Below are 16,664 nucleotides of genomic sequence, written 5' to 3' on the forward strand. Positions count from 1 at the left end.
ACAAACGTTACCGGCGAAAGGAGCTCCGCTTTGCCTGCAAAGCCCGCGACAAGCTGGCATTCACTCGCTTTCCTGGTCGCTTTCGTTCTGCTCGTCGCACTCGGCTGGCAAGGCAAGCGCAGTCAGGAAGCGCTGCTGGAAGCCAACCAGTCGGTCAACCACAGCCTGGAAGTCATCACGGCTACCCAGGCGATACTGTCGTCGCTGCAGGATATCGAGACCGGCGTTCGTGGCTTCGTTCTAACCGGCGAGCGCACCTACCTGGAGCCCTACGAGCGCGGCCTGATGCAGCTGGAGCAGCATCGCCGCAGGCTACAGATGCTCACCCGCGATTCCACATACCCCGCCCCGCCATGGTTCGACCGGCTCGACGAAAAAATAGCCGAGCGCCTGCTGATCGCCGCCGACAATATCCAGACGCGCCGTGATACCGGCTTGCAAACCGCAGCCGCCTACCTCGCGCAAGCCGGGGGCAAAGAGGTCATGGATCAGCTCCGAGTATTGCTCACCGCGGTGGAACAACACGAGCGCCGTCACCTCGCCGCGGGCAACCGCGCCGTGGCCGAGACCGTCGAGCACAACCGGCAATTCGCGCTGATCGGCAGTTTGCTGGTGGTCATCCTGTTTCTCGCCGCCATGTGGTCGGTCCGGCGCAATCTACGGCTGCGCCAGGCGCTGACGGTCAAGGCGCAAGCCGGCGAGGCGCGCCTGGGCGCGCTGTTGCAAGCGATTCCGGACAACCTCTACGCCGTTGATGACGCGCATCGGGTATCTGCCCTGTCCCAGCCGAACGACAGGCGCGGCCCATCGCCTGGGGCAATCGAGCCATTGCTGGCAGGGTTGCTGCCGCAGGCGGACGACGCTCCGAAGCTGCGCCATACAACCTGGTGCGAGCTCGAACGGCAACGGATATTCGAGGTACGGCTGGCGCCTACCGGGCTCGGCGACCACTTGGCCATCGCCCGCGACATCACCGAACTGCAGCGCAGCCGGGATACCCTCGAAGATCAAAAGACCTACATGCGACGGGTCGCCGATACCAATGAAAACCTGATTTTCGTACGCGACGAGACTGGCCGCTTCGTGCTCTGCAACCGCGCGTTTTCCGCTCTGCTCGATTATTCACCCGAAGCCATCGAGCAGCATCGAGCCGACGAGATTACCGGCGCACAGCTGTTGTTGCCGCTATTGCAAGGCGAAACCGAACTGTTGAGCGGCGGCGGCGAGTTGCGTATCACCGAAGTGAACATCACCGATGTGCACGGCCACGAGCGCTGGCTGCAAGTGGTCAAGCGGCCCATGACGATGACCAATGGCGCCTGCCATATCGTTACCGTTGCGGTCGATATTTCGCTGCGCAGACGCGTGGAACAGATGAAGGGTGAGTTCATCTCTACCGTCAGCCATGAATTGCGCACGCCGCTGACCGCCATTCGCGGCGCGCTGGGCATGCTGGTCGGCGGCGTGGCCGGTGAGATCGGTGAGGGCGCGCGGCCTTTGCTGGATATCGCGCACAAGAACAGCGAGCGTCTGGTACGCCTCATCAACGACATTCTCGACATCGAAAAGCTCGAAGCGGGGCATCTGTCGTTCCACTACAGCCGCTGCGATGTACGCGCGCTGTTAGAACAGACCCTGCTGGATCTCAAGCCATACGGCGATGACTATGGCGTCGGCCTGGCGCTCGTGGTCCCGGACGACACCGGGCCGATCGAGGCGACCGTCGACCCGGACAGATTCGCCCAGGTGATGGCCAATCTGCTGTCCAACGCGATCAAACATTCGCCTCACGGCGGCGTGGTCAGCGTCGATCTGCATCGCGACGGCAGTGACCTGGAGATCGGTATCCAGGATCAGGGACAGGGCATCCCGGAAAGCTTCCGCTCACGCATATTCGAACGTTTCGCTCAGGCCGATTCGTCCGATACGCGCCAGCGCGGCGGCACCGGGCTGGGGCTGGCGATCACCCGTTCGCTGGTACAGCAGATGCACGGACAGATCGGCTTCGACTCGCAAGAGGGCCAGGGCACGCGGTTCTGGCTGCGACTGCCGTTGCCGCCGCACCAGCCCGCGAGCCCGCCTGCGGCACTCCAGCCAATATCGGCCACCAGTGCACAGCGTTCCGCGGCTCGCATTCTGGTACTCGAACCCGATGCGCCCGCTGCCGAACAGCTGGCCAATGCGCTGCAACACCATGGCTACTCGACCCTGATCGCTGAGACAGCAGTCCAGGCTCGCGACCTGCTGGCCGTATACAGCATCCAGGCCCTGACCTTGAGCCCCGCGCTGAGCGATGAGAACAGCATTGCCTTTCTGCACAACTTGCGCAGCCAGAGCGCCTATCGCCACCTGCCGGTGCTCATCGTCAGCCTGCAACCCCAGCGGCGCGACAATGACGACGGCGCGCTGCGCGGCGGCGCAGTGGGCGTGATCGACTGGCTGCACAAGCCGATCGACCCATCGCGGGTGATGGAGGTGGTTCGCGCCTGCCTGGATACCAGCGACGCTCGCCCGCGGATTCTGCACGTCGAGGACGACGAGGATCTGCGCATATTGCTGGCACGGCAGATCGCGCCGCTGGACATTGATCTGCAGGGCGCGGCCACCCTGGCCGAAGCCCGCGAGCGAATCGCCGCGCAACGCTACGACCTGGCGATCATCGACCTGATGTTGCCCGACGGTAACGGCAGCGAGCTCTTCGATCAGCTGGCCAAAACCGTCCCACCCCCGCCGGTCATCATCTTTTCCGCGCTGGACTCGCCTGTGCATGACAGTCGCCTGGCCATGCGCCAGCTGATCAAATCGCGCCACGACGGCCACGAGTTGGCCAACCTGATCCAGCACATGCTCCAACACTGGCCACCTGGCCATACTTCCGATTCTGACGAGGTCAACGCATGAGTGATTCCGGCACCCAGCGCATTCTGATGGTGGAGGACGAGGAGGATATCGCCTTCCTCATCCGTTTCATGCTCGAGCGGCACGGATTCACCGTCGAACATGCCGCAGATGGTCGCCAGGCCATCGAAAAGATCACTGCCTCGGCGCCACCCGACCTGACCCTGATGGATATCATGCTGCCCTACCACGACGGTCTCGAACTGATCGAACGGCTGCGGGCGCAACCTGGCTGGGACCGCGTGCCAGTGCTGATGCTTACCGCCAAGGCCCGCGAAGTGGACATCGTTCGGGCGCTGGAGCTGGGCGCCGATGATTACGTGACCAAGCCCTTCCAGCCGGAGGAGCTGCTGGCGCGTATCCGCCGCCTGTTAAGGAGGCCGCGATGAAACGACTGGCTCTTTTGGTAACCGTTTCCCTGCTGCCATCGCTGGCGATCGCCGATCTTTCCACTGCCCAGCGCCAGGTCGAGGCGCAGCAGTTCGATGCTGCCGAGGCGACCCTACAAGCTCATCTGGCACACCAGCCCGACGACAGCGAAGCGCAATTTCTGCTGGCACGCGTGCTCGCCTGGCAGGGCGCGCCCGAGCAGGCACTGCCGCTGTATGAAAGGCTGCTGCAACGCGCCCCAGACAATGCCGACTACCTGCTCGGTCAGGGCCAGGCGCTGCTTTGGGCCGGACGGCCGCAGAGGGCATTGATCTCGCTGGAGCGGGCAGCGGAGACAGCGCCAGATTACGTCGAGGTCCAACAGGTGATGCAGCAGGCACGTGCCGCGTTGACTTCACCGGTTACCGCCACCGCGCCAGCTGCTACTGCGCCGACCCAGCGACGCCACGAGCTCGAATTGTCGGCCCGCCAGGACTGGCTAGACAGCGGCTTCGACAACTGGCGCAGCCAGCGTCTGGATTACGCCTCGACGCAACCGGAAGGCCTCGGCTGGTACGGCGCGCTACTGCGCGAGCAACGTTTCGGCGAATGGGACCAGGGCGCCGAAGCCGGCGCGGTAATCCCGCTGGACGAAAACTGGACGCTGCAATCGGAGATTGGCTATCAGCCATCGCCTTACTTCCTGCCTGAGTGGCACGCCGATGTCCGTCTGCAACGGCGCCTACCAGCCGGCTTTCTCGGTGCCGCCAGCATTCGGCGTACCGAGTACGAAACGACCCGAGTCGATCGTCTGGCCCTTAGCGCCGAGCGTTACTGGAACTCCTGGCGCGCCGGTTACACGCTGAACGTCACCGACGTGGCCAACGCAGGAACGCCGATCGGTCACGATCTGGCATTGGATTACTACTACGCTGGGCTCAGCTATGCCGGCCTTCGCCTGACGGTCGGCGAGGAAGAAGCTGTCGAGGAGCAGCAGCTGATTACCAGCGATGTGCGTGCCATCAGCCTGCAAGGCCGCCATTGGCTGGACCGCCACTGGGCGCTGTCCTGGGAGCTCGGCCACCACCGCCAGGGTGACTACTACACGCGCCGCTGGCTGCAACTCGGTCTGCGGCATGCTTTTTGAGTTCGTGGCGAACTGCCCGACCTGGCTCTGCGAATCGCCGCGCCAGGCGTGGCGGGCGGTCTGGCCGGAAGATGCCATGCTGCAATTGGCGCTTTACTGTGCGCTAGGCTTGGCCGGGCTCACCTTGCTGGTGATGCTGCAGGTACTGCTGCTGGGCGAGGTGGCCCGCCGGCGCTCAGCGCGACGGCAACAGTTCAACGACCAATGGCGTCCTTTTTTCGCCCTTTGCAGCCTCGGCGATACGCTGCCCGAGCCTTTGCCTGTGCTACCACGCGGTCGCCAGCTGTGGTTTTTGCTGCAATGGAACCGCACCCAGCTTCAATTGCGCGGCGCGGCGCGGGAGCGGATGAATCGTGCGCTGGTCGCGCTGAACATGGACCGTAGGGCGCTGGCACTGCTACGCGGGCGCGTGCAGCGCAAACTGATCGGCCTGACCTGCCTGCGCCATCTGGCCGACCCGGCCCACTGGGAGGCGGTGCAGCCATTACTCATGAGTCGCAACATGATCGTCTCGCTGGCCGCGGCGCAGACGCTGATCGCCATGGACGCCGCCCGCGCGATGCATCTGATCCTGCCCGCCGCCGCGGCACGTCCCGACTGGGCGCTGCCACGTCTGGCCAACCTTTGCCAGCAAGCCGGCGAACAGGCCGTCACCACGCCGCTGCTGATCACGCTGTCGAGCTCCGAAGACCCGCGCCGCGAGCGGCTGATCCCGCTGCTGGTCCATGGCGATCCCCGCCATGCGGCGCCCTGGGCACGGGTACGACTCGAAGAGGACTCCGCGCCGGAGCAGCTGCAGATCGCGTTGCGCTGCCTTTGCGAACTGGGCGATCCGCGTGACCGTCCCCTGCTGCTACGCGCGCTCAGGCACAGCCACGCCGATGTTCGGCTGGGGGCACTGCAAGCGCTGCACAAGCAGGCGCGCGATGACGACAGCGAGCTGTTCCTGCCCCTGCTTGGCGATCACAGCTGGTGGGTCCGTCAAACCGCTGCGGACTGTCTGGCAACGCTGCCACGCAACACGCCCGAACGGCTCCAAGCGCTGCTCGCGCAGGTGGAAGATCGCTACGGACAGGACGCACTGCGCCGTGCTATCGCCGAGGTGCGCCGATGAGCATCGACTGGCTGTGGTGGTTGCAATTGGGCTTCATCCTCTATTTCCTGCTGCTCAACGGCATGTATCTGCTGCTTAACCTGCTATCGATGGTCAGCCTGACGAGCTACATCCGTCAGCGCGCCGAAACCGGGGAGATCGCGCCTTATCTCGGCGTCGAGCCGCCGGTCTCGATACTGATGCCAGCATTCAACGAGGAAGCGACGATCCGTACCTCGGTGCGGTCGATGCTGCAGCTGCAGTACCCAGAATTCGAAGTCGTGGTCATCAACGATGGTTCGAAGGACAACACCCTGGCCGTGCTGATCGACGAGTTCGAACTGGTGCCGCATCCCGAGCCGCTTCGCCAGGCCGTGGCCCATCAGCCGGTGCAGGCCATCTATCGCTCGCGGCGCTACGCCAATTTACGGGTAATCGACAAAGCCAACGGCGGCAAGGCCGACGCGCTGAATGCGGGCATCAATGCCGCGCGGTACGGGTTGTTCTGTGGCGTCGATGCCGACTCCATTCTCCAGCGCGACAGCCTGCTGCGGGTGGTCCAGCCCTTTCTCGAAGACGAGCGCACCATCGCCGCGGGCGGCACCGTGCGCATTGCCAACGGCTCGCAGGTACGCGGCGGCTTCCTGATCCGCGCTGGACTGCCAAGCAACTGGCTGGCGCGCTTTCAGATCGTCGAATACCTGCGTGCCTTTCTCTTCGGTCGCCTCGGCTGGTCGCCGATGAACGCGGTACTGATCATCTCAGGAGCCTTCGGCCTGTTCGACCGCGAGCGGGTCATGGCGGTTGGCGGCTATCGCACCGACACGGTCGGCGAGGACATGGAGCTGGTGGTGCGGCTGCATCGTTACCATCGCGAGCGACGCATTCCCTACCGCATCCGCTATCTGCCCGACCCGATCTGCTGGACGGAGTGCCCGGAAGACATCGGCACCCTTGGCCGCCAGCGCAGCCGCTGGCAGCGCGGGTTGGCAGAGAGTCTTGGCCGTCACGCGCGCCTCGCTTTCAGCCGGCGCGGGGGTACACCGGGGTGGCTGGCCTGGCCGTTCATGGCACTGTTCGAATGGCTGGGACCGCTGATCGAGGTGGTCGGCTACGGTTTCATGATCAGCGGGTTCGTACTCGGGGTGGTGTCCTACCCGGCGTTGGCTGCTTTCCTGCTGGTGGCCATCGGCATGGGCATCCTGCTGTCAGTCAATGGCCTGCTGCTGGAAACCATGTCGTTCCGCGTCTACGAACGTCGCCGCGATATGCTGCGGCTGTTCATCATGGCCGTGCTGGAAAACTTCGGTTATCGCCAGTTGAACACACTCTGGCGTTGCCGCGGGCTGTGGCAATGGTTTTCACGACGCAAACATCAGTGGGGCGCAATGCGCCGCAGCGGGCGCTGGGGGCAGTAGTCAGCTGGAAGCGAATAGACTGGCGCGGGGCTGAACAACGTCCAAGGTTTGCCTACATAGCCTGAAGGCTACTGCTCAGCTTCATGTGCGGTCACGGTTCACCGATCCACGGCAGCAGGGTGGATGTAGCGACATCCACCCTGCTGGCATCTGGCTTCCCGCTTCAAGCTACCAGTTGCTCCATCAAAGCTTTATCCACGTCGCCTTCAGCTCGGTGTACTTATCGAAGGCATGCAGCGACTTGTCGCGGCCATTGCCGGACTGCTTGAAGCCACCGAACGGCGCGGTCATGTCGCCGCCGTCGTACTGGTTGACCCAGACGCTGCCAGCCCGCAGTGCTTTGGCCGTCAAATGCGCCTTGGACAGATCCGCCGTCCACACCGCCGCGGCGAGGCCATACGGGGTGTCGTTGGCAATGGCGACGGCTTCGGCCGCCGTATCGAAGGTGATCACCGACAGCACCGGGCCGAAGATTTCCTCCTGAGCGATCTTCATCGCGTTGCTAACGCCATCGAAGATGGTCGGCTCGACATACAGCCCGCCGGTGTCTTCCAGGGTCCGCTGACCGCCGATTAGCACTTGTGCGCCATCGTTGCGACCGGCTTCGATGTAGCCGAGCACGGTATCCAGTTGCTGGGTATCGACCAGCGCGCCGACATTGGTCGCCGGATCCAGCGGGTTGCCCGGCTTCCAACCCTTGAGCGCCTCGACCACCATCGGCAGGAAGCGCTCCTTGACCGAACTTTCCACCAGCAGCCGCGAGCCGGCGGTACAGACCTCGCCCTGGTTGAAGGCGATGGCGCTCGCTGCCGAACGCGCCGCCGCCGCCAGGTCCGGCGCGTCGGCGAACACGATGTTCGGGCTCTTGCCGCCGGCCTCCAGCCAGACGCGCTTCATATTCGATTCGCCAGCGTAGATCATCAATTGCTTGGCGACCCGCGTGGAGCCGGTGAACACCAGCGTATCGACATCCATGTGCAGCGCCAGCGCCTTGCCCACGGTGTGACCGTAGCCCGGCAGCACGTTGAGCACGCCGGCTGGAATGCCCGCCTCGATCGCCAATTGCGCCATGCGGATCGCACTGAGCGGCGATTTCTCGGAGGGCTTGAGCACCACCGAATTGCCGGTGGCCAGCGCCGGGCCGAGCTTCCAGCAGGCCATCATCAACGGGAAGTTCCACGGCACGATGGCCGCCACCACACCGACCGGCTCGCGGGTGACCAGCCCTAGCTGGTCGTGCGGAGTCGCCGCCACCTCATCGTAGATCTTGTCGATCGCCTCGCCGCTCCAGCGCAGCGCCCGCGCCGCACCCGGAATATCCACGCCCAGCGCATCGCTGATCGGCTTGCCCATATCGAGGGTTTCCAGCAATGCCAGCTCTTCGGCGTTGGCTTCGAGCAGGTCGGCGAAGCGGATCATCACCGCCTTGCGCTTGGCCGGAGCCAGGCGCGACCAGACACCCGATTCGAAGGCCATCCGCGCGCTGAGCACGGCGCGGTCGGCATCGGCTTCGTCGCAGCTCGCCACTTGCGCCAGTACGCGACCATCGACCGGGCTGATGCAATCGAAACTGGCGGCAGCACTGGATGCGGTGTATTCGCCCTGAATGAAGGCCCGGCCTTCGATGCGCAGGTCGCGGGCACGCTGTTGCCAATCGGCGAGTGTCAGGGTGGTCATGGGGCGTCCTCGGTAACAGTCGAATAATCAGAAAGGCACCCTAAACCAGCGGCGCCAGCCCTATCAATATTTTTTACGCAGGCGCGGCTTTTGCCTTGTTTTGTTCGATTTATTAAACATAGACTCGCCGATGCCGCTGTGCGTCTGCAATGACGTCGCGTTACAGCATAGTCGTCAAACCTGCCCTTCCGGAGCTAGTCATGGCTAACGATCTGCACCCCGCCACCTCTGCCGAACATTTCTGGATGCCTTTCACCGCCAATCGCCAGTTCAAGGGCAGCCCGCGCCTGCTGGAGCGCGCCGAAGGCATGTACTACACCGACAGCGACGGTCGGCAGGTGATCGATGGAACGGCGGGGCTTTGGTGCTGCAATGCCGGTCATGGGCGCCGGGAAATCACCGAGGCGGTGAGCAGGCAGATCGCTCAGATGGATTTCGCGCCGACCTTTCAGATGGGTCATCCACTGCCCTTCGAGCTGGCCGAACGTTTGGCGCAGATCAGCCCGACCGGGCTCAACCGGGTATTCTTCACCAACTCCGGGTCCGAGTCGGCCGACACCGCACTGAAAGTCGCCCTGGCCTATCAACGTGCTATCGGCCAGGGCAGCCGCACCCGGTTGATCGGTCGTGAGTTGGCCTATCACGGCGTCGGCTTTGGCGGCATTTCGGTCGGCGGCATGGGCAACAACCGCAAGGCGTTCGGCAATTCGCTGCTACCGGGCGTCGATCATCTGCCGCATACGCTGGATCTGCAGCGCAACGCATTCAGCCGTGGTCTGCCGCAACATGGCGCCGAGAAAGCCGATGAGCTGGAGCGGCTGGTCACGCTGCATGGCGCGGAAAACATTGCCGCCGTGATCGTCGAACCCATGTCTGGCTCGGCGGGCGTGATACTGCCGCCGGTGGGCTATCTGCAGCGCCTGCGCGAGACCACCGCCAGGCACGGCATCCTGCTGATCTTCGACGAGGTGATCACCGGTTTCGGCCGCATCGGTGAGGCCTTCGCCGCCCAGCGCTGGGGCGTCACGCCGGACATCATTACCTGCGCCAAGGGCCTGACCAATGGTGCGATTCCAATGGGCGCGGTGCTGGTTTCCGAACAGATTCACGATGCTTTCATGCAGGGCCCGGAAAGCGTCATCGAGTTCTTCCACGGCTACACCTATTCGGGCCACCCGGTGGCCTGCGCCGCGGCCCTGGCGACTCTGGAGATTTATCAGCGGGAAAATCTGTTCCAGAAAGCCATTGAGATGGAGCGCTACTGGCAGGATGCGCTGTTCAGCCTGCAGGAGCTGCCGAACGTGACCGACATCCGTACCGCGGGGCTGGTTGGCGGTATTCAGTTCGCCACCCATGTCGATGGCGTTGGCAAGCGCGGCTACGAGGTGTTCCGTCAGTGCTTCGAGGATGGTCTGCTGGCCCGCGCCAGTGGCGACACCATCGCTCTGTCACCGGCGCTGATCGTCGAGCGCGAACACATCGACGCGATGATCGAACGCCTCGCCGATGCGATCCGCAAGGCTGCCTGACAGACGCCGAAGCGAATGGCCCGACACGTCATGCTGGGTTTGTAGGCGGGCCGGCCTCAGTGCAAAAGCGCTGCTTCGCCGGCACACCTGCGCCCGTTCGCCGCAAGGGCGCACCTCTCACAAAACGATACGGTGAGTGCTTGTTGCCTTTGTGGGAGGCCCGCCCTCGGGGCGAAGCTTTTTGGCTTCCTGGCAGCCTGAACAAAGCAACACGCCAAAACGAAAAAACCCGCCGAGTGGCGGGTTTTTCCTTCAAGGGCCGATCAATTACTTGATCTTGGCTTCCTTGTACATCACGTGCTTGCGCACGACAGGATCGAATTTCTTGATTTCGAGCTTGTCGGGGGTGGTGCGCTTGTTCTTGTCGGTGGTGTAGAAGTGGCCGGTACCGGCGCTGGACACCAAACGGATCAGGTCACGCATGATAGTTCTCCTTAAACCTTTTCGCCGCGAGCGCGGAGTTCAGCCAGAACGGCGTCGATGCCGCGCTTGTCGATAACGCGCATGCCTTTGGCAGTCAGGCGCAGACGTACGAAGCGGTTCTCGGACTCGACCCAGAAGCGATGATGCTGCAGGTTCGGAAGAAAACGACGACGGGTTTTGTTGTTCGCGTGGGAAATGTTGTTCCCGGTTACCGGACCCTTACCGGTAACTTGACAGACTCTCGACATGCCTCAGCCCTCTAAAACCACATGCCCAACCCGGCATGGGTTGGCCGCTTGAATTCACTTGTCTTTTGGCGCTCAGCGCCACGTTTCGTTGGGGTCTTACCGGCTACGCAGCAAGCGAAGAAACCGGGCCCCTAGAAAAGAGCGCTGCTTTATATCAGAAAGCCCCCCGAGCAACAAGCGCGGTGTGGCTTTTCTGTCTCTCGCATTCGGGCTGGAGACCGAGCAGGCCCGGCATCGACGGCATACATCGCCGTTCGTCGCTTTTCGCCGGCTGCCACTCAGTTATATAGATAGAAGTCGCTCGGCGAATACCATCTAGGAACCAGCGGCCCGCCTGTTCCAGTCAACTCTAGTAGCCGCCAAGCGTTTTCCATGAAAAACGAACCATTGTTTTACTGTGCGGAATGCAAGATCGCTTTAATGAGCTACTATGGAATAAGCTTCCTACAACCAGACGCACCGGGCCGCGCTGCCGGCCATCAAGGCTATCTGCTATCGTTCGCGCCCGCTGCCCACTACTAGACAGACCGACATCACCATGAGCGACATTGAAGACACCGAGACCCCCAAGGACCGCAAATTCGTCGAGGCCCTGTCTCGCGGGCTGGATGTGCTGCGCGCCTTCACCCACGGCTCGGTAGTGATGGGCAATCAGGATATCGCACGCATCACCGGGCTGCCCAAGCCCACGGTGTCGCGCATGACCTACACGCTGACCAAGCTCGGCTATCTGAGCTACTCGCAGCAATTAGAGAAGTATCAACTCGACTCTGGGGTGCTGGCCCTGGGTTATGCCTACGTATCCAATCTGCGCGTGCGTCAGCTGGCCAAGCCGTACATGGATGAGTTCTCTCGCCGCACCAACACCTCCGTAGGCCTGACCTGCCGCGACCGGCTGTCGATGATCTACATCGAAAATTGCCGCCCCGCCGAGGTTTCGACGCTGCGTATGGACGCCGGTGTGCGCCTGCCGCTAGCCACCACCGCAGCGGGCAGGGCCTTTCTCGCCGCCACGCCGGAAAAGGAACGTGAGCACCTGATGGCGGCGCTGGAAACCAAGTATGGCGAAGACTGGCCAACAATGAAGCAGTCGCTGGAAGTGTCCTTCGAGGAATACCGCCAGCATGGGTTCTGCCTGTCTCTGGGCGACTGGGACCGCAACGTTAAAGCCGCTGGCGTGCCACTGCATCTGGCCGACGGCAGCGTCATGGCGCTGACCTGCGGTGCCCCCTCATTCCAACTCAGCGAAGAAACCCTCAGGGGTTCGCTGGCGCACCAGCTGGAAATGCTGGCTCGCGATATCGAAAGCCTCGGCGTCTGACCCGCACCGACGCGCTAGGCCTTGACGCTCGCCCAGGCAATCTCGGCGAGCAGTTCGCGACAATCGGCCAGGGCGGTGCGTGAACGCCCGGCCAGCCAATTGCGCGCCATGTCGTGACAGGGTCCGATCACCACCGCTAGAAAGCAGTCGCCCGGCATTCGGCGAAAGGCGCCGCTTTCACGGTGGCGGCGCAGGATCGCACCGACCCGCTCGCCATGGGCCTGGTTGACCTCTCGCAACCGCTCGCCCATCTCGCCCGCCTCGACCCGCCCACGGTTGTGCAGGACGAAGCGCGCCCAGTTCGGATTCGCCACCACCCAGTCGATATAGCAGGTGACGAACAGCTTGATGCAGGCTTCGGCATCCAGCGTTTCGATCAGCCCTGCTTCCAACAGCGCGGCGTACTCACCGATGCCTTCAAGATAAAGCGCGGCGATGATCCGCTCGCGATTGCCGAAATGATGATAGAGGCTGCCGATGCTGGCGCCGGAGCGATCGCGGATCATCTCGATGGTGGTGGCTTCAACTCCATGTTCGGTAAAGCAGGCCAGCGCGGCCTGAAGGATTTCCTGTTTGCGGCTACTACGGGCCATCCGGACTCCAGCTAGAATATTTTTCTAGAATTACTTTCTGCCGTTCGTATACTGCACCGATCCAGGCCATACAAAAAGACCGGAGAATAAACATGGCGACGATACAGACTGAGGCGCGCACCATCGACAACGGCAACGGCCATCTGATTTTCAGCTACTGGTACCGCCCAGCCGGCACGCCACGCGGCGCCGTGCTGGTCGCACCGGCAATGGCCGTCGAGCAGCGCTTTTACGCCGATTTCGCCGGCTGGCTCGCCGAGCAGGGCTTTCTGGCGGTCACCTTCGACTACCTCGGCACGGGTCTGTCCCGCCGGGTTCCACTGCGCCAGCTCGACGTGGACGTGCTCGACTGGGCCCGCCATGACGCCAGCGCGGTACTGGCAGAAGTCGCCGAAGCGGCCAGCGATCTGCCGCTGTACTGGATCGGCCATAGCGTCGGCGCGCAAATCCTGCCCTTGGTGAAGGGCCATGAGCGGCTCACCCGCATCGTCACCATCGCCGCGGGTAGCGGTTATTGGCGAGAGAACAGCCCACAGATTCGTCGCAAGGCCTGGTTACTCTGGCATGGCCTGGCGCCGGTTCTCACCGCGCTGGCCGGGTATTTTCCCGGTGGCCGGATTGGCGCGGTCGGTGACCTGCCCGCCGGGGTGATCCGTCAGTGGCGCCGCTGGTGCCTACATCCTGAATATCTGGTCGGCGTCGAGGGCGATCCCGTGCGCCACGCCTTCGACGCCGTGCGGACGCCGCTGACGTCGTTGTCGTTCACCGACGACGAGATGATGTCGGCACGCAATACCGAGTCGTTGCACGGCTTCTACACATCCGCGCCGAAGAACCTGCGACGGATCGCTCCAAGCGAGATCGGCGTGGATCGCATCGGCCATTTCGGCTTTTTCCGCAAATCCTTCGCACCAACCCTGTGGTTACGCTGGTTGTTGCCAGAGCTAGCACCTGAGGAAAGCCGGACGGTGGCCTAACGCAGCAAACCGTATGTTTTGCACTGCGGAACGACACGACCATATTTCGAAACATATATAGGGCTTATTGAACTTGCCGGACGGCTGAACTCCGACGACATTTGAGGTGCGCTGATTACAGCCATCCATCAATTCGGAGCCTGCCATGGACAACAACAATAATGGCTACCCCTCGAGCACCCGCGCCTGGATAACGGTCGCGATCCTGATGCTCGCCTACGTCCTGTCCTTCGTCGACCGGCAGATTCTCAACCTGCTGGTCGAGCCGATCCGTCGCGATCTCGACATCACCGACACCCATATGAGCCTGCTGATGGGCTTCTCCTTCGCAGTGTTCTATACCATCTGCGGCGTGCCCATCGGACGCCTGGCCGATCGCAAGAGCCGGCGCGGCATCATCGCCGTTGGCGTGCTGATCTGGAGCCTGATGACCGCGCTGTGCGGCACCGCCCGGACGTTCTGGCAATTTCTGGTGTTCCGCATCGGCGTGGGCGTCGGCGAGGCCGCGTTGTCACCCTCGGCTTACTCGTTGATCGCAGACAGCTTCCCGCCCAAGCTACGCGGCACCGCGATGAGCGTCTACTCGATGGGCATCTACATCGGCTCGGGGCTGGCCTTTCTGCTCGGCGGATTGGTGGTCAAGTTCGCCTCGGCGCAGGGCGATGTGCTGCTGCCGATCATCGGCATGGTCCGCCCGTGGCAGTTGATCTTCCTCGTGCTCGGTGCGGCCGGAGTGCTGTTCACCGCCGTACTGTTGTTGATCCGCGAGCCGTCGCGCAAGGGTGTCGGCGCCGGGGTCGAGGTGCCGCTGAGCGAAGTGGCCGGCTACATCAAACAGAACCGTCGCACCGTGCTCTGCCACAACTTCGGCTTCGCCTGCCTGGCCTTCGCGGCCTATGGCAGTTCGGCGTGGATACCGACCTTCTTCATTCGCACCTACGGCTGGTCGGCCAGCGACGTCGGCGTGCTTTACGGCTCCGTGGTGGCGGTGGCCGGCTCGCTGGGCATCATCGCCGGCGGGCGGCTGTCCGATCTGCTGCACCGCCGCGGTTACCGCGACGCGCCGCTACGGGTGGGCATCATCTCCGCCGCGCTAACCCTGCCGCTTAACTTCGCCTACCTCGCCGGCAGCGGCGAACTGGCGCTGGCCCTGATCGCCCTGCACGTCTTCACCATTGCGATGCCCTTTGGCGTCGGCCCGGCAGCGATCCAGGAAATCATGCCCAACTCCATGCGCGGCCAAGCCTCGGCGGTGTACTTGTTCGTCATCACCATGGTCGGCCTCGGCATCGGCCCGACCGCGGTGGCGCTGGGTACCGACTTCGTCTTCGGCGACGACAACGCCCTGCGCTACTCGCTGCTGATCGTCACCGGCATCGCCCTGGTCGGCGCCATGATCCTGCTAGGCCTAGGCCTCAAGCACTACCGCGGCAGCCTGGACCGGCTGCAGGAGTGGAAGCCGCAGAGTACGAGCCACACCTGATCCAGGCGGCGATTTACATCCGCTACATTCAGGCGCAGAACCATACCGTAGGGTGGGCTTTAGCCCATCGCCAGCGAGCCATTGGTGGGCTAAAGCCCACCCTACGAAAGCGCCGCTCGCGTCTGAACTTGTGCCGGCCCGCGTCATATCGCCGATACAACTCGCCGGCATGCCCGGCGGGCGGCGGGTTACACCCGCCCTACATGCTCGGGCGCAGAACCACATCGTAGGGTGGGCTTTAGCCCACCGCCCGTAAGCCATTGGTGGCGCCACTCAATGTCATACAAGTTGCTGGAAAGCAAAACCGGGCCAATGGCCCGGTCGCGTGTACTGTAACTAGCGGCTTACGCCACCTGCATCAACTTCGCGTACGCCTTCAGATGATGGTCGTCATCACCGAACTGGTGGGAGATCATCACTAGGCGCTTGGCGTGATGGGCGAGGTTGTATTCCCAGGTCATGCCGATGCCGCCGTGCAGCTGGATCGCTTCTTCGGCGACCTTGCGTGCGGCGCGGGCGCAGATGTACTTGGCGGCGGCGATGATGCGACGCCGGTCGTCGTTGTCTTCACCATCAGCGAAGGTTGCGGCAAGGATCGCCATGCTGGTGGCCTGTTCCAACTCGGTCTGCATGTCCACCATGCGGTGCTGCAGCACCTGGAACTTGCCGATCGGTACGCCGAACTGCTTGCGCGTCTTCAGGTAGTCGAGGGTCAGCTTGCAGGCTTCATCCATGCTGCCCAGCGCATCGGCGCACTGCGCGGCGATGGCGCGGCCCTGCTGGTAGCGCAGCGCCGGCAGCGCACTGCCGATCTCGCCGAGCACGGCGTCGGCCGTGACCTGAACGTTGTCGAGAAACAGTTCGCAGCCCTTGCGCCCGTCGATGGTCGGGTAGACGCGGCGGCTGACGCCCTGGGCATTCGGGTCGACGAGGAACAGGCTGATCCCGGCTTCGTCGCGGCTGTCGCCGGAGGTGCGCGCAGAGACGATGATCTGCCCGGCGCTGTGCCCACCGATCACCACGGCCTTGCGGCCGGACAAGCGATAGCCGCCATCGACCGCTTCGGCACGGGTCTGCACGTCGTTGAGGTTGTAGTGGCTCTGCGGCTCTTCGAACGCCACCGCCAATTGCAACGAGCCAGCAGCTACCTGCGGCAGCAAATCCTGCTTCTGCGCGTCGCTGCCCAGCTGATTGAGCAACCCGCCGCCGAAGATCACCGATTGCAGGTAGGGTTCCAGCGTCAGGCCCCGACCCAGTTCGGTCATGACCAGCATGGCTTCCACGCCGCCGCCACCAAAGCCGCCGATCTCTTCGGCAAACGGCACGGCCGTCAGGCCCAGCTCGCCCAGTTGCGACCAGAACTCGGCGGAGAAGCCCAACTCCGATTCGCTGAATTTCTCGCGCTGCTCGAACGGGTAGGCGTCGCGCACCAGGCGCGCCGCGGTGTCTTGCAGCATTTGCTGCTCTTCACTCAGTTTGAAGTCCATT

At 63.3% G+C, this 16,664-nt stretch carries 14 protein-coding genes; 9 read left to right on the top strand and 5 right to left on the bottom strand.

Annotation, left to right across the window (positions count from 1 at the left end):
- The first annotated feature begins 30 nt into the window (after positions 1-30).
- From GYM54_RS13070 to GYM54_RS13090, 5 genes are read left to right on the top strand one after another with little or no spacing between them, the layout of a single operon-like run.
- Positions 31-2,901, top strand: a complete 2,871-nt coding sequence (locus GYM54_RS13070) for a CHASE3 domain-containing protein (protein ID WP_181103290.1) — start codon at positions 31-33, stop codon at positions 2,899-2,901.
- Positions 2,898-3,287, top strand: coding sequence for a response regulator transcription factor (locus GYM54_RS13075; protein ID WP_131649083.1), 390 nt, complete (start codon positions 2,898-2,900; stop codon positions 3,285-3,287). Before GYM54_RS13070 ends, GYM54_RS13075 begins: the two co-directional genes overlap by 4 nt.
- The gene (locus tag GYM54_RS13080; protein WP_181103292.1) at positions 3,284-4,414 is read left to right on the top strand and encodes a YaiO family outer membrane beta-barrel protein; all 1,131 of its coding nucleotides are present in this window, start codon (positions 3,284-3,286) and stop codon (positions 4,412-4,414) included. Before GYM54_RS13075 ends, GYM54_RS13080 begins: the two co-directional genes overlap by 4 nt.
- Complete coding sequence (locus tag GYM54_RS13085; RefSeq protein WP_197445358.1) at positions 4,404-5,528, top strand: HEAT repeat domain-containing protein; 1,125 nt, start codon at positions 4,404-4,406, stop codon at positions 5,526-5,528. The genes GYM54_RS13080 and GYM54_RS13085 overlap by 11 nt, the downstream gene beginning before the upstream one ends.
- A complete protein-coding gene (locus tag GYM54_RS13090; protein WP_197445359.1) occupies positions 5,525-6,925 on the top strand; it encodes a glycosyltransferase family 2 protein in 1,401 nt (466 codons plus the stop codon). Before GYM54_RS13085 ends, GYM54_RS13090 begins: the two co-directional genes overlap by 4 nt.
- A 183-nt stretch (positions 6,926-7,108) precedes the next feature.
- Here the strand turns inward: GYM54_RS13090 and GYM54_RS13095 are convergent, their stop codons facing one another.
- Entirely contained in the window at positions 7,109-8,602 is a 1,494-nt protein-coding gene (locus tag GYM54_RS13095) for an aldehyde dehydrogenase (protein ID WP_197445360.1), read from the bottom strand.
- Between the two features lie 200 nt (positions 8,603-8,802).
- Between GYM54_RS13095 and GYM54_RS13100 the strand changes: the two genes are divergently transcribed.
- Positions 8,803-10,131 (top strand): aspartate aminotransferase family protein, encoded by a 1,329-nt coding sequence (locus GYM54_RS13100; RefSeq protein WP_197445361.1) that lies wholly within the window; start codon positions 8,803-8,805, stop codon positions 10,129-10,131.
- 267 nt (positions 10,132-10,398) lie between these two features.
- On the opposite strand, the gene rpmG is transcribed toward GYM54_RS13100, so the two are convergent.
- Together rpmG and rpmB are read right to left on the bottom strand one after the other, a co-directional pair.
- Complete coding sequence (gene rpmG / locus GYM54_RS13105) at positions 10,399-10,554, bottom strand: 50S ribosomal protein L33 (RefSeq protein ID WP_025243687.1); 156 nt, start codon at positions 10,552-10,554, stop codon at positions 10,399-10,401.
- Between the two features lie 11 nt (positions 10,555-10,565).
- Entirely contained in the window at positions 10,566-10,802 is a 237-nt protein-coding gene (gene rpmB, locus GYM54_RS13110) for a 50S ribosomal protein L28 (protein ID WP_019339373.1), read from the bottom strand.
- Positions 10,803-11,340: 538 nt separating this feature from the next.
- Here rpmB and GYM54_RS13115 point away from each other — a divergent pair.
- The gene (locus tag GYM54_RS13115; RefSeq protein WP_197445362.1) at positions 11,341-12,123 is read left to right on the top strand and encodes an IclR family transcriptional regulator; all 783 of its coding nucleotides are present in this window, start codon (positions 11,341-11,343) and stop codon (positions 12,121-12,123) included.
- A 14-nt stretch (positions 12,124-12,137) separates the two neighbouring features.
- On the opposite strand, the gene GYM54_RS13120 is transcribed toward GYM54_RS13115, so the two are convergent.
- Positions 12,138-12,716, bottom strand: a complete 579-nt coding sequence (locus GYM54_RS13120) for a TetR/AcrR family transcriptional regulator (RefSeq protein WP_131649091.1) — start codon at positions 12,714-12,716, stop codon at positions 12,138-12,140.
- A gap of 92 nt (positions 12,717-12,808) precedes the next feature.
- Between GYM54_RS13120 and GYM54_RS13125 the strand changes: the two genes are divergently transcribed.
- On the top strand, positions 12,809-13,693 hold the full coding sequence (locus tag GYM54_RS13125; protein WP_197445363.1) for a serine aminopeptidase domain-containing protein: 885 nt from the start codon (positions 12,809-12,811) through the stop codon (positions 13,691-13,693).
- Between the two features lie 145 nt (positions 13,694-13,838).
- Positions 13,839-15,176 (top strand): MFS transporter, encoded by a 1,338-nt coding sequence (locus GYM54_RS13130; RefSeq protein WP_181103303.1) that lies wholly within the window; start codon positions 13,839-13,841, stop codon positions 15,174-15,176.
- A 344-nt stretch (positions 15,177-15,520) separates the two neighbouring features.
- Here GYM54_RS13130 and GYM54_RS13135 read toward each other — a convergent pair whose 3' ends face one another.
- Positions 15,521-16,663 (bottom strand): acyl-CoA dehydrogenase family protein, encoded by a 1,143-nt coding sequence (locus GYM54_RS13135; RefSeq protein ID WP_197445364.1) that lies wholly within the window; start codon positions 16,661-16,663, stop codon positions 15,521-15,523.
- Position 16,664 lies beyond the last annotated feature (1 nt).

The sequence above is a fragment of the Pseudomonas sp. MTM4 genome (assembly GCF_019355055.1).
In the GTDB taxonomy this organism is placed as follows: domain Bacteria; phylum Pseudomonadota; class Gammaproteobacteria; order Pseudomonadales; family Pseudomonadaceae; genus Stutzerimonas.